Raw genomic sequence first — 13,667 nt, 5'->3', positions numbered from 1 at the left:
CTCAGACTAGCGGCGATCGCCCAACAGCACAGATTCGAGCGCAATGGTGATCATGTCATTAAACGCGGTTTGGCGTTCGTGCGACGTGGTCTGTTCACCAGTGCGAATATGGTCAGAGACGGTGCAAATGGCCAGTGCCTTGGCACCAAACTCAGCTGCGACTCCATAAATCCCCGCCGCTTCCATCTCTACGCCGAGAATGCCGTATTTTTCCATCACGTCGAACATCTGCGGGTCTGGCGTGTAGAACAGATCGGCGGAAAACAGGTTGCCCACCCGAACGGTGATGCCTTTGTCCTGAGCCGCGTCAACCGCATTGCGCACCAGATCGAAATCCGCGATAGCAGCAAAATCATGATCTTTGAAGCGCAGATGGTTTACTTTTGAATCCGTACAGGCGCCCATGCCAATCACCACGTCATAGAGCTTCACATCTTCACGTACCGCACCGCAGGAGCCGACACGGATAATGGTTTTCACATCATATTCAGTGATCAGCTCTTTGGTGTAGATAGAGCAGGACGGAATGCCCATACCGTGCCCCATCACCGAAATCGCGCGCCCTTTGTAGCTGCCGGTGTAGCCCAGCATGCCACGCACATTGTTGACTTCACGGGCATTTTCCAAAAAGGTTTCGGCAATGTACTTCGCACGCAGCGGATCGCCCGGCATCAGTACAACATCGACAAAATCCCCTTTTTCCGCATTAATATGTGGCGTTGCCATTTTTTGATTCCTTAATAGAGTACGTCGTGTGAATTCAGTAAGTACAAGCGATCACAGCATCGAGGTGCCGTAGTCCATGTCAGACACGCCAAAATAGCGCGCCACCGTTTGGCCAACATCGGCAAACGTGGTGCGATGCCCACGCGATCCCGGCGTCACATTCGGCCCATAGATCAATACCGGCACATGCTCACGGGTATGATTGGTGTCCGACCAGGTCGGATCGCAGCCGTGATCGGCGGTCAGGATCAGAATATCGCCCTCTTTGACCCGCGCCAGCATTTCCGGCAAGCGGCGATCGAACAGCTCCAGCGCCGCGGCATAGCCAGCCACATCACGCCGGTGGCCGTAAGAAGAGTCAAAATCAACGAAATTGGTGAAGACGATGGTGTCATCACCTGCGGCGTCCATCTCTTTCAGCGTGGCATCAAACAGCGCATCAATACCGGTTGCCTTGACCTTCTTGGTGATCCCCGCCTGCGCATAAATATCGGCAATTTTACCCACGGAAACCACCTGCCCGCCTTTTTCATCCACCAGTTTTTTCAGTACCGTGGGCGCAGGCGGTTCAACAGCCAAATCGTGACGGTTGCCGGTACGCTGAAAGTTTTCCGGATTATCGCCAATAAACGGGCGGGCAATCACACGCCCGATATTGTAGCCTCCCTCGGTGAGCGCCTCGCGAGCGATTTCGCACAGTTCATACAGCCTGTCCAGCCCGAAGGTCTCTTCGTGGCAGGCGATTTGGAACACGGAATCGGCTGACGTATAGAAAATCGGTTTACCGGTTTTCATGTGCTCTTCGCCCAGTTGCTCAAGGATAACGGTGCCTGAGGAGTGGCAATTCCCCAGATAACCCGGCAGGTTGGTCCGTTCCACCAGCAAATCCAGCAGCGCCTGCGGGAAGCTGTTTTCCTGATCTTTGAAATAGCCCCAATCGAACAGTACCGGCACCCCAGCCAGTTCCCAGTGGCCAGACGGCGTGTCTTTCCCAGAGGAAATTTCGCTGGCGTGCGCGTAAGCACCGATGATATCTGCCTTCGCATCCAACCCCGCGGGGAAACGCCCGGTAGAGGCTTCTGCCGCCTTGCCCAAGCCTAAACGGGTTAAATTCGACAGGTGAAGGGGCCCATTGCGGCCTTGATTTGCCTTACCGTCAGCACACGCTTGCGCAATGTGACCAAGGGTATCAGAACCGGCATCGCCAAAACGTGCCGCATCTGCGCTGCTGCCGATGCCGAATGAATCCAGAACCATAATAAATGCACGTTTCATTGTTTTCTCTCGTCTTTCGTAAGCTGAGTTTGAGTTGTTCGCCTTTACCCAAGCCGGTTACCCGGTATCAGTCAGCCTGATCGGCACCGATACAGCGGTAAATCATCGGCATTGCCATTGAGGCCTCATCACCGATGCTGATCGCGCTGCGAACCGCCTGCGCCGCCTCTTGCCACGCGGCTTCGCTGTTGGCGCAAATCACCGCCAAAGGCCGCCCCGCATCCACGCTATCGCCCAGGCTGATGACGGTGTCTAACCCCACGCTGTGATCGATAGCATCCCCTGCTTGACGACGCCCGCCACCTAATGCGACCACCGCCATACCGAGCGCACGCGTATCCATTGCGGTGACAATCCCGCTGCGTGTTGCAAATACCGGTTTACTGAGCACGGCAACCTGACGGATAATGTTACGAAACTGCTCGTCTTCAGGGAAGATGTTGAGGCCAGGAATCGATTCCAGTTTGTCCAGCGTTCCGCCGGTGTGGCCCAAACCGCGTCCTGAGATCATCGGTACATAACCGCCGCACGCCGCCACCATTGGCCCCAGCATCAGGGAGGTGACGTCGCCTACGCCGCCCGTCGAGTGCTTATCTACCAGCGGGCCATCAAGATTGAGATCGCGCCAGTGTAGTCGGCTGCCCGCATCGCGCATCGCGCATCGCCAGCGCGGCGATCTGCCCTTCAGAGACACTGTTATCACATATCCCATTGATGAAATAACGAATTTCATCTTCGCTCAGCGTCTTGCCATCACGCTTATTGCGAATGATTTCCTGAATCAGAAACACGACCATGCCTCCTGATCAAACTGTCGTTACGCATCGCGCGATCAGTAGCCAGATGACGAGGAAGAGGCCTTCTGCCCCAGTGTGGTAAGAAGATCGCTTAATAAGCCCGACGCGCCAAAGCGGAAGTGGAGTGCATCTGCCCAGCCTTCTCCCATAATGTCATCAGCCAGTTTCAGGTAAATCGCCGCATCCTGTGCGGTGCGCACACCGCCTGAGGCTTTGAAGCCCACCCGATCGCCAGCGTTTTTATCACGAATGGTTTGCAGCATGATTTCAGCGCTGTGTGGCGTCGCATTAACCGCCACTTTCCCCGTGGAGGTTTTAATAAAATCCGCTCCGGCATCGATGGCAATTTCACTCGCCTGACGAATCAAGGCATCGGTTTTCAACTCGCCGCTTTCAATAATCACTTTCAGCACCACGCCAGCCTTCTGGCACAGCGTGTGGCAGGCCGCCACCAGCGTATGGCCGGTTTCAGTGTCCCCAGCCATTAATGCACGATAGGGAAACACCACGTCCACCTCATCAGCACCATAAGCGATCGCAGCCAGAGTTTCCGCGCAGGCGATATCAATGTCGTCGCCGCCCTCAGGGAAGTTGGTTACGGTTGCAATATGGATCTCCGGCGTGCCTTGCTCACGCAGGATTTTACGCGCCAGAGGAAGAAAACGGGGATAAATACAGATAGCGGCGGTATTTCCTGCCGTGCTACGCGCCTGCTGACAGAGTGCGACCACCCGCGCTTGCGTGTCGTCGTCGTTCAAGGTAGTCAAATCCATTAGCCCCAGCGCGCGTTGCGCTACAGCAGTTAAGTCAGTCATAGCAATGTCCTGTATATCATGGTTTTTCACGTTTAATTATGAAAATTATAACAAAAAATAAGTTTAATGTAATTTAAAAAACATTTGTGGGGTGAGTGTCACTGTTCTTGTAACTGCTTTTTTAAGTATAGGGTGATTAGCAAGACAACTGAGGAGAACTACGCATATACGCCTAAATCAAGTTACACTGCCGCTACCGCTATTAACCAATTTACCGCCGACAATGACAGACGCCTTACGCCCACAGTGGCAACTTTAATATGCTGCGCACCGCTAACAGCGCACTTTATACCGGCATCACACGCGATGTATCGCGCCGTGTGGCGCAGCATCAAAGTGGAAAAGGCGCGAAGGCACTACGAGGGAAAGGTGAACTGACGCTGGTGTATCACTGTGAGGCTGGCGATCATGCTACCGCATTGCGGCTGGAATATCGTCTTAAGCAACTGAGCAAACAACAAAAAGAGAGGCTGGTACACGACCAGCCTGCGGCACTCTGCGACTATATGGGCGTTGATGCCCCGTAAAGCTTCAGGGGAAAAGACGTTGGAACGGGGCGGCATAATCCACGATTCCACTGACACCTTCGAAATGGTTGTCAGAAAGGGGGTACATCTGGAAGGCGGCGTCACTGTCAGGCCAGCGGCAGCGTAACTGCTGCTCCCGAGCAGGAACAAAGCCAAAACGGGCATAATAAGCAGGATCGCCCAGCACCACCACGGCGGTGTAGCCAAACTCGTTTAACGCATCTAACCCTTCGTAAACCAGCTTTTCTCCCCACCCTTGACGGCGCAGCGTGTCATCCACCGCCAGCGGGCCCATAGCAACCCATTGCCTGTCTTCATCAGCAATGGTCACCGGGCTAAAAGCGACGTACCCCATCACCACGCCTTCGTCGTCCGTCGCGACAACGCCAAGCGTTAACAGCCCGTCTTCCCGCAGTTGATGAACCAGATCGGCTTCTGCCGAGGTGGGAAACGCACGACGCAGCAACGCATCAATACCCGCTGCATCTACCGGAATTTCCACACGTACTAACATGTGGTAGGCGCGCGATCGTCAGCGTGCACCGCGCCCTCATGTAATCCCGCCTCAACAAAATCGGCCAAACGCAGCAGGCCAATACGCAACGGCGCAGGCATGTCATCCAGATCGATAGAATCCATCAGTTTTTTAACATACAGCCCCAGTTCGGTGTCGCCTTCAATACGCAAGCGACGCTGGAAAAACAACGTATCGGGATCTTCATGGCGTGCAGCGATCAGCACCAGATCGTTGGCTTCGGCGCTAAAGCTGACATCTTCCACCTCATGCTGGCTCACCACCAGACGCTCGTCTCGCAATGTGACAAACCAGGTCAGCCCGACATCACGCACTTCCACTTTCAGCCAGCGTTCTGTCAGAAATGATAGTTCGCCTTCGTCTAGTGCCTGCTGAAACTGCCAACCCAGCACCCGTTCCAACACCTGCCGCTGTAAGACAAATGGGGTGAACTTCAGAGGCTTACCTAACAAGCCAGGACCTTGACGCACAATCTGTGCCCGTAGTTTTTCCAACACTGACGTACCCCTTATCAAGCAAACCGTTCAATCCAAGCCACTCACCCGCTGGACACATGGCCACTCAGGGCATGCGCAGCGCATGTGCTGTTTTTCTCATCACTCTATTTTGCCACAGCCCAGTAAAGCAGAAGCAATACCGGGTCAATAATTTCATTATTATGCACGGAAATCTCGGTAATACATGCAAGCAATCCCTATTCATTACACGATAAGCTGGCCTAAATCAAAGTCCTGCACCAGCGGGTTAATTAAGATTCCCTAACGTTAAAAAAGGGTCATGCGTTGATAATCGATTGTTATTCCCATTTTCCGCATGCCCCCGCCCTGCATCAGCCCTGACATGACATCAGGCAGCCTGATGAATGAGGAAACCCGTATGGAATTACTGTGTCCCGCAGGGAACCTGCCCGCACTGAAAGCGGCAATCGATAACGGTGCCGACGCCGTTTACATCGGGCTAAAAGACGATACCAACGCACGCCACTTTGCCGGGTTGAACTTCACTAACAAGAAGTTGCAGGAAGCGAGCGATTATGTGCATCGCCACTAGCGCAAATTGCATATCGCCATCAATACCTTTGCCCACCCTAATGGCTATCAACGTTGGGAGCGCGCTGTCGATATGGCGGCGCAGATGAGTGCCGATGCGCTGATCCCGGCCGACCTTGCCATGCTTGAGTATGCCGCAGAGCGCTATCCGCATATTGAACGGCACGTCTCTGTGCAAGCATCTGCCACTAACGAAGAGGCAATTCGTTTTTATCAGCGCCACTTTGCGGTTCATCGCATCGTGTTGCCCCGCGTGTTATCGATCCACCAGGTCAAACAGTTGGCGCGTACCAACCCGGTGCCGCTGGAAGTTTTCGCGTTCGGCAGCCTGTGCATCATGGCCGAAGGACGCTGTTACCTCTCTTCCTACCTGACGGGGGAATCGCCCAATACCGTAGGAGCCTGTTCGCCCGCCCGTTTTGTGCGCTGGCAGCAAACCGAAAAAGGGATGGAATCGCGCTTGAACAATGTCCTGATCGACAGATATCAGGATGATAAAAATACCGGTTACCCGACCTTGTGCAAAGGGCGTTATCTGGTCGGCGACGAGCGCTATCATGCGCTGGAAGAACCGACCAGTCTGAATACGCGGGAATTACTGCCAGAGCTACTGGCAGCCAATATTACCTCGGTGAAAATCGAAGGACGCCAACGCAGTCCGGCCTACGTCAGCCAAATCACGCGCGTATGGCGACAAGCCATTGATCGCTGGCATCGCCTCCCCCAACGCCTTCGCCCCAAGTGCAGAGTGGATGTCGGCATTAGGGGCGATGGCGGAAGGCACGCAAACCACGCTGGGCGCGTACCACCGCAAATGGCAATAAGTGGCAGGTGAGAGAAGAGAACAGTATGAAATATGCGTTAGGTGCCATCCTCTATTATTGGCAAAAAACGGATGTGGAAGCCTTTTATCAGCCAGCCAGAGCAGCGCAGATATTATCTATCTGGGTGAGACAGTGTGCAGCAAGCGACGCGCCATCAAAGTGGGCGACTGGCTTGATCTGGCGAAACAGCTTGCCGCCAGCGGCAAGCAAATTGTGTTGTCTACGCTGGCGTTGATTCAGGCCCCCTCAGAGCTCAGTGAGCTGAAACGCTATGTGGAGAATGGTGAGTTCCTGCTGGAGGCCAACGATCTCGGCGCGGTAAACATGGCCGTGGATCGGCATTTACCGTTTGTCGCTGGCCACGCGCTCAACTGCTATAACGCCCATACGCTGCGCCTGTTGCATAAGCAAGGAATGATGCGCTGGTGCATGCCGGTAGAGCTTTCCCGCGACTGGCTAAGCGATCTGCTCAACCAATGTGATGAACTCGGTTTCCGCCATCAGTTCGAAGTGGAAGTGTTGGGCTACGGGCACCCACCTCTGGCCTACTCGGCGCGCTGCTTTACCGCCCGTTCAGAAAACCTCGCCAAGGATGAGTGTGAAACCTGCTGCATCAAGTACCCGCAGGGGCGCGCCATGTTGTCGCAGGAAAACCAGCAGGTGTTTGTGCTCAATGGTATCCAGACGCAAAGCGGCTACTGTTATAACCTCGGTAATGAACTGGCGTCCATGCGAGGCTTGGTGGATATCGTCCGTTTGTCGCCGCAATCGCTGGATACGCTGACCATGGTTGATAGCTTCCGTGCGAACGAACAGGGGCATGCACCACTGACCCTGACGCAGAATGCCGATTGTAACGGCTACTGGCGACGCGTTGCCGGTCTGGAATTGCTGTCCTGATGCGAGTCGGGCGTCGATGCGCCCGACTCGCTCCTTTTGAATATAAAAATGTGCGAACGTGCGCAATACTGTGAAAAAAACACAGTGAGCCTGCCACAATGTCAACCTATAACCAAACCGCACTGTTTTCTCACGATGTCCCGTTTTCCATTCTGGATTTAGCGCCGATCCCGCAAGGGGCAACGCCCAGAGACGCGTTTCATCACTCGCTCGATCTGGCGCAGCACGCGGAAAAATGGGGCTACCACCGTTATTGGCTAGCTGAGCATCACAACATGACCGGTATCGCCAGCGCCGCAACCTCGGTGCTGATCGGCTATCTTGCTGCCGGAACGGAGCGCATCCGGCTAGGATCCGGCGGTGTTATGCTGCCGAACCACTCTCCGTTAGTGATCGCCGAACAATTCGGCACGCTGGAGTCGCTCTACCCCGGGCGTATCGATTTAGGTCTGGGACGTGCGCCCGGCACCGATCAACGCACCATGATGGCTTTGCGTCGCCACCAGAATGCGGAAATTGACGATTTCCCCCGTGATGCACAGGAATTACAACGCTATTTTGCCGATGTTCAGCCAGACCAAACGGTACGCGCCGTGCCGGGCCAAGGCTTACTGGTGCCTCTCTGGCTCTTGGGCTCCAGTCTCTACAGCGCTCAATTAGCGGCAGCATTGGGTTTGCCGTTTGCCTTCGCGGCGCATTTCGCTCCCGATATGCTGCTTCAGGCGATGGCGCTGTACCGGGAAAAATTTAAACCTTCTGCCACTCTGAGCAAGCCTTATGCCATGGTGTGCGTGAATGTGATTGCGGCTGAAAGCGAACGCGATGCGCGCTTCTTGTTCACCTCGATACAGCAGCAGTTTCTTAATTTGCGCCGCGGGCAACCCGGCCCGCTGCCCGCGCCGGTGCAAGATATGGAGTCACTCTGGTCTCCTGCCGAACAGTTTGGTGTGGATCAAGCGCTACGTCTGGCAATCGTGGGGGACAAGAGTAAAGTGCAGCATGGTTTGCGCAGCTTGCTGCGGGAGACAAAAGCAGACGAGGTGATGATCAACGGACAGATTTTTGATCATCAAGCCCGCAAAGACTCCTTCGAGCGGGTCATGCAGATACGTCAGGATGTGATTGGCTAACGCAATCCTACCCAACGCGATACGGTGGAGAGGGCTCACCCTCTCCACCACGGTTGCAGCCTGAGAATTATTTGCCGCCTGCGGTGTAAGGCAAGCTGTCAAAGGTGCGCAGCCCTTTCTTACTGTAGGGATTGCCTATCCAGCGCTCTGATTCACGGAATGCAGGGCTGACCAGGCTTTTTTCAGGCTCCTGAAGATCGTAGCTGAGCCCCGCCAGAGTTGACCAAGTGTGCAGCAGATGCGCGTTACTGTATTTCCGGTCGACATAAGGGGCATAGTCGATCGGGTGATCTTTCTGCCACTGCGGTGAGATCCAAAGAATAAACGGCACGGTGTACATGGTGCGCGTCGGTGCAGCTTCATCTCTCCCCAGCACGTTGTGCGGCGGCGTCTCGTAAACATCTTCACCGTGATCCGAGAAGTAGAGCAGGAAGCCATTAGGCTGCGTTTTTTCAAAAGATCGGATCAGCGTTTCGACAACATAATCATTGTACAGCTCAGCATTATCGTAGTCGTTATAGACTTCGACATCGCTGTCGTTCACGCCATCGGGAACCCCTTCTCGGCCAACAAACTTAGTTGCCTCTTCCGGATAACGAAATTTGTATTTCATGTGCGTGCCTAACAGGTGCACCACAATGAATTTCTTCTCAGCGGGGTCGGCCAGCACTTTTTCAAACGGAGCGAACACGACGTCATCGTATTGCCGCGCACTTTGTGTGCGCTGATTGTTCATATAGAACTATTCGTCCGTCTGCTGAGAAAACACCGTCAGGAGCGTATTACGTTTGGTCATCGTCTGCTGATTGGTGATCCAGAACGTTTTGTATCCGGCCTGTTTCATCATGTTCATCAGCGAGGGCTTACTCAGATAAAGATCCGGTTGCTGCTCATCGGCGAACGTCAGTGCCTGCTGCAAGATTTCAATGGTGTAGGGACGTGAAGTCACCACATCGTTGAACACCACCAGATTGGGATCGCTTTTACGCAGCGCATCCAGACGTGGGGTGGTCTGACGGCCATAGCCGTACAGGCTCATGCGGCTGCTGGTGGTTGATTCACCGATCACTAACACCAGCGTACGCGGCGTATCTCTTAGCATCTTTCAGGTTTGCCAAAGGTGGCAACGCGGCATTCTGCTTGAGCATTTCCGTCATACTTTCCAGTTGCTGGCGGTACTCAACATAACCCGCAATATACTGCCACGGCGCGGTGGTGGACATACGGCTTGCCAGATAACCGCTGGCCTCAGCCAGTGTTTCACCCTCGTTGTGCATTTTTTTATAAAGAGGGACGCCAAACAGCACCACAACAATTAAGGAACAGACCGTCACTTTATATTTAAACGGTAAATAAACCTGGCGTACTTTACGCCACAGAAATCCGACAATCACCGTATAAAAAAGCAATATAGCCAAAACTTTCAGACTGAAATATTGGCTTACATATTCACCGGCTTCTTTGCTATTAGACTCGAACATCACAAACATTACGCTTTGTGAGAACTCTTGTTTATAAATTAGAGTAATAACCAAGTGCGATCAAAGAAGTAGCCCATAACAGGATACCCAATATGCTGCTGATGACTTTGGTTCGAGCGGGGAAAAGGAAAACGGGGATTAACCATAGCAAACTGTAGAGTAATGAATCAAGTAATCCTGTAGTGCCGCTATGTCCGGTCAGAACAATGACAAGCTGGAGTGCGCAAGAAAAAAACCAAAAATAGAGCAAAATCCATCCGAGCGAACGCCAACTAAAACGTTCTTTAAAAAAGAGTTCAGACATGTTTAATTCCACACAACGTTGTTATTTTTTATGCAGCGCCAAATAGCACTACTTTAATTGGGTCTATTTTTTGATTGCATCTCTTCCAACGCAGCAATAAACAACGCCAGAGAGCATTACTATCCGTTTAACACCTTAATATAAAATTAAGATCAGCTGGTGAGTCACAAAAAAAGCGGCCCACCATTATTGGAGGGCTGCTTCTTATACCAAAAAAAACCAAGGGTAAAAGTTGTGCAATGCACTATTTTACCATTTGAAGCGAAGTGTTTAACTTCGCCCCAAAAGGTAAGCCAATACGCCGATTACCCGATGTGATTTTTATTAACCAACATCAGCCGGGCGGCGACGCGGAGCGCGCTGGCCTTCACTGCGTTGACCATCACGGTTGAAATTGCGTTCGCGACGTTCACCCTGACCTTCACGGCGCGCATCACCCTGACCACCGAAAGAACGGCGTCCACCTTCACGGCGTTCACCGCCAGAGAATGGGCGTCCGCCACGGCTGTCACTGCGCTCACGACGTTCGAACGGCTGAGCATCACCCAACAACTGCATGTTCATCGGCTTGTTCAGAATACGCGTGCGGATAAAGTGCGTGAGCAAATCGCCCGGCATGCCCTTCGGCAATTCGATGGTGGAATGCGATGCGAACAGCTTGATATTACCGATATAGCGACTGCTGATATCCCCTTCGTTGGCAATCGCGCCCACAATATGGCGAACTTCAACACCGTCATCGCGACCCACTTCGATGCGATACAACTGCATTTCACCCACATCGCGGCGTTCACGGCGCTGAGGACGGTCACCATCATTACCATGACGACGGTCGCCACGATCGCGGAATTCACGACGCGGACGACGCTCAATCACCGGATCCGGCGGCAGAATCAGCGGACGCTCACCTTGAGCCATTTTCAACAATGCCGCAGCCAGCGTTTCCATATCCAGCTCTTCAGCCGGTTGCAGTTTAGCCAGCAGCGCATGGTACATATCCAGATCGCTACTTTCCAGCTGTTGCTGCACTTTGGCTGCGAACTTCGCCAGGCGGCGTTGACCCAACAGTTCAGCGTTCGGCAATTCCACTTCAGGAATCGTCAGCTTCATGGTGCGTTCAACGTTGCGCAGCAGACGGCGTTCACGGTTTTCCACAAACAGCAATGCACGACCTGCACGGCCCGCGCGACCAGTACGACCAATACGGTGCACGTAGGATTCGGCATCCATCGGAATATCGTAGTTCACCACCAGGCTGATACGTTCCACATCCAGGCCACGCGCCGCAACGTCGGTCGCAATCAAAATATCCAGACGACCGTCTTTCAGGCGCTCCAGCGTCTGCTCACGCAGCGCCTGATTCATGTCACCGTTCAGCGCCGCGCTGTTATACCCGCTGCGCTCCAGGGCTTCGGCCACTTCCAGCGTGGCGTTCTTGGTTCGCACGAAAATGATGGCTGCGTCGAAATCTTCCGCTTCCAGGAAACGCACCAGCGCTTCGTTTTTACGCATGTCGTGCACAGTCCAGTAGCTCTGGCTGATATCCGGGCGCGTCGTCACGCTTGACTGAATACGCACTTCCTGCGGATCTTTCATGAAGCGGCGCGTAATACGGCGAACCGCTTCCGGCATGGTCGCAGAGAACAGCGCTGTCTGGTGCTCGGCCGGGATCTGGGCCATGATGTTTTCAACATCTTCAATGAAGCCCATACGCAACATTTCGTCCGCTTCATCCAGCACCAGACCGCTCAGGTTGGAGAGATCCAGCGTACCGCGTTTCAGGTGATCCAGCAGACGTCCCGGCGTACCGACCACAATCTGCGCACCCTGGCGCAACGCACGCAATTGAACGTCATAGCGCTGGCCGCCATAGAGCGCTAACACATTCACACCGTGCATGTGTTTAGAGAAATCATTACAGGCTTCAGCCACCTGCACCGCCAACTCACGGGTCGGCGCCAGCACCAGCATTTGCGGTGCTTTCAGTTCAGGTTTGATATTGTGCAGCAGCGGCAATGAAAACGCGGCTGTCTTGCCGCTACCGGTCTGGGCCATACCCAGCACGTCGCGACCATTAAGCAAATGAGGAATACATTCTGCCTGGATGGGAGAGGGTTTCTCATATCCCAGATCCGACAGTGCATTCAGAATAGGAGCAGACAGCCCCAGATCAGCAAAAGAGGTTTCAAACTCTGCCATGTAAACGTGCCTCATAGTGAAATGGCGGCCAGTCTACGTAACTTGTCGAGAAAATACTCAGTCATTTTCATTGAAAAGTGTGAACTGGCTCAAATTAGATTAAAAAACGAACAAAAAAGCCCTCGCCCGTTAAGGCGATAGAAACAGTGGTTCCGGCTGATTACGTTCGTCAGCTATTGCTGGTCCGCTCCTGATAGGTCGTCTTGCTCTTGGCCTAACAACGTCAATTCCAACAATGCATAGCGGTGCTCAACAAAGTTATGTACGTTGTTGGCAACCGTCAGCTTGAACAACGCCATGGCGCTGTTCTTGTCCCCCAGACTTAGGTAGTGCTTACCTAAATAGAAGTCAGTTTCACTGAGATACTCAGCGAGCGAAGTGTTATCCGTTGCTTCTGCCTTCAGGCGCTCCATCAGCACAGCTTCACTGATGTTGCCCAGGTAGAATTCGACAATATTCCATCCCCACGGACCTCTTTCTGCACTGTCGTAATGCTTCTTCAGCGCGGCCTTGGCATTGTTGGGATCTATCTCCCGCTCTGCCAAATACAGCCATAACGTACGGAAAGGATCGTTCGGATCGTCTCGATAAAACGCCAGCAGATCATCCTGCACTAACAGGTAAAGACCGCCATAATACAAGGCGATGCCCCGGTTCAAACGCGCATAATTGTAAGTTGGATCAAGCTCTAGTACAGAATCAAACGCTTCATAGGCAGCATCAAAATTGCCTGCCTGCGTTAAGTAAATGCCGAGATAGTTAAACACTTCCGGCATATCCGGACGGATTGATAGCGCTTGTGAAAAATCATTACGCGCTAACGCTCTCAGTCCGAGGCTATCATACAGCACTCCGCGCTCATATAACAGCTGTGCGCGTTCGTCATCGGTTAACGCCCGACTGGCAAGAATTTGTTCCATGCGCTCCAAAATGACTTCCTGCTGTAAAGCAGGCTGCACTGGAATTGCCAATACCGCGTTTTTACGCCAATCCGTGTTGCTGCATCCTGCCAGCATAAGTGCTGTCGCAACATAACACCAGCGCAAGAAAAGCTTCATTTCCCACTCCCGAAGACAAACATTGGATGAACATCCTGTCCCCGCAC

General features: G+C 53.2%; 9 protein-coding genes and 4 pseudogenes. 4 read left to right on the top strand and 9 right to left on the bottom strand.

What is annotated here, in order from left to right; translation table 11 throughout:
* Positions 1–6 precede the first annotated feature (6 nt).
* The 4 genes and pseudogenes from deoD to deoC all read right to left on the bottom strand — a co-directional run bounded on the left by deoD (position 7) and on the right by deoC (position 3,613).
* On the bottom strand, positions 7–726 hold the full coding sequence (gene deoD, locus ACMZI0_RS18840) for a purine-nucleoside phosphorylase (RefSeq protein WP_415674107.1): 720 nt from the start codon (positions 724–726) through the stop codon (positions 7–9).
* A 51-nt stretch (positions 727–777) separates the two neighbouring features.
* Positions 778–2,001 carry a phosphopentomutase gene (deoB, locus tag ACMZI0_RS18835; RefSeq protein WP_415674106.1) on the bottom strand — a complete coding sequence of 408 codons (1,224 nt, stop codon included), beginning with the start codon at positions 1,999–2,001 and terminating at the stop codon, positions 778–780.
* A gap of 67 nt (positions 2,002–2,068) precedes the next feature.
* Positions 2,069–2,792 (bottom strand): annotated as a pseudogene (locus tag ACMZI0_RS18830) (hypothetical protein).
* 41 nt (positions 2,793–2,833) lie between these two features.
* On the bottom strand, positions 2,834–3,613 hold the full coding sequence (gene deoC, locus ACMZI0_RS18825) for a deoxyribose-phosphate aldolase (protein WP_415674105.1): 780 nt from the start codon (positions 3,611–3,613) through the stop codon (positions 2,834–2,836).
* A gap of 260 nt (positions 3,614–3,873) precedes the next feature.
* On the opposite strand from deoC, the gene ACMZI0_RS18820 reads away from it, so the two are divergent.
* Positions 3,874–4,140 (top strand): GIY-YIG nuclease family protein, encoded by a 267-nt coding sequence (locus ACMZI0_RS18820; protein ID WP_415674104.1) that lies wholly within the window; start codon positions 3,874–3,876, stop codon positions 4,138–4,140.
* Positions 4,141–4,144: 4 nt separating this feature from the next.
* Here ACMZI0_RS18820 and ACMZI0_RS18815 read toward each other — a convergent pair whose 3' ends face one another.
* Both ACMZI0_RS18815 and ubiT read right to left on the bottom strand, forming a co-directional pair.
* The gene (locus ACMZI0_RS18815; RefSeq protein WP_415674103.1) at positions 4,145–4,654 is read right to left on the bottom strand and encodes a GNAT family N-acetyltransferase; all 510 of its coding nucleotides are present in this window, start codon (positions 4,652–4,654) and stop codon (positions 4,145–4,147) included.
* The gene (gene ubiT, locus ACMZI0_RS18810) at positions 4,648–5,172 is read right to left on the bottom strand and encodes a ubiquinone anaerobic biosynthesis accessory factor UbiT (RefSeq protein ID WP_415674102.1); all 525 of its coding nucleotides are present in this window, start codon (positions 5,170–5,172) and stop codon (positions 4,648–4,650) included. The genes ACMZI0_RS18815 and ubiT overlap by 7 nt, the downstream gene beginning before the upstream one ends.
* 379 nt (positions 5,173–5,551) lie before the next feature.
* On the opposite strand from ubiT, the pseudogene ubiU reads away from it, so the two are divergent.
* The 3 genes and pseudogenes from ubiU (at position 5,552) to ACMZI0_RS18795 (ending at position 8,578) form a co-directional block, all read left to right on the top strand.
* Positions 5,552–6,548 (top strand): annotated as a pseudogene (gene ubiU, locus ACMZI0_RS18805) (ubiquinone anaerobic biosynthesis protein UbiU).
* 25 nt (positions 6,549–6,573) lie between these two features.
* Positions 6,574–7,448, top strand: a pseudogene (locus ACMZI0_RS18800) (U32 family peptidase).
* A 98-nt stretch (positions 7,449–7,546) separates the two neighbouring features.
* Positions 7,547–8,578 carry a luciferase-like monooxygenase gene (locus ACMZI0_RS18795; RefSeq protein ID WP_415674101.1) on the top strand — a complete coding sequence of 344 codons (1,032 nt, stop codon included), beginning with the start codon at positions 7,547–7,549 and terminating at the stop codon, positions 8,576–8,578.
* A gap of 67 nt (positions 8,579–8,645) precedes the next feature.
* On the opposite strand, the pseudogene cptA reads toward ACMZI0_RS18795, so the two are convergent.
* The 3 genes and pseudogenes from cptA to nlpI all read right to left on the bottom strand — a co-directional run bounded on the left by cptA (position 8,646) and on the right by nlpI (position 13,620).
* Positions 8,646–10,363: pseudogene (cptA, locus tag ACMZI0_RS18790) on the bottom strand (phosphoethanolamine transferase CptA).
* Between the two features lie 324 nt (positions 10,364–10,687).
* Positions 10,688–12,562 carry a DEAD/DEAH family ATP-dependent RNA helicase gene (locus tag ACMZI0_RS18785; protein WP_415674100.1) on the bottom strand — a complete coding sequence of 625 codons (1,875 nt, stop codon included), beginning with the start codon at positions 12,560–12,562 and terminating at the stop codon, positions 10,688–10,690.
* A 173-nt stretch (positions 12,563–12,735) separates the two neighbouring features.
* Positions 12,736–13,620 (bottom strand): lipoprotein NlpI, encoded by an 885-nt coding sequence (nlpI, locus tag ACMZI0_RS18780; RefSeq protein ID WP_415674099.1) that lies wholly within the window; start codon positions 13,618–13,620, stop codon positions 12,736–12,738.
* Positions 13,621–13,667 lie beyond the last annotated feature (47 nt).

The organism is Symbiopectobacterium sp. (assembly GCF_047692315.1).
Classification (GTDB): Bacteria; Pseudomonadota; Gammaproteobacteria; order Enterobacterales; family Enterobacteriaceae; genus Symbiopectobacterium.
This window is presented reverse-complemented; position numbering and strand designations above follow the sequence as displayed.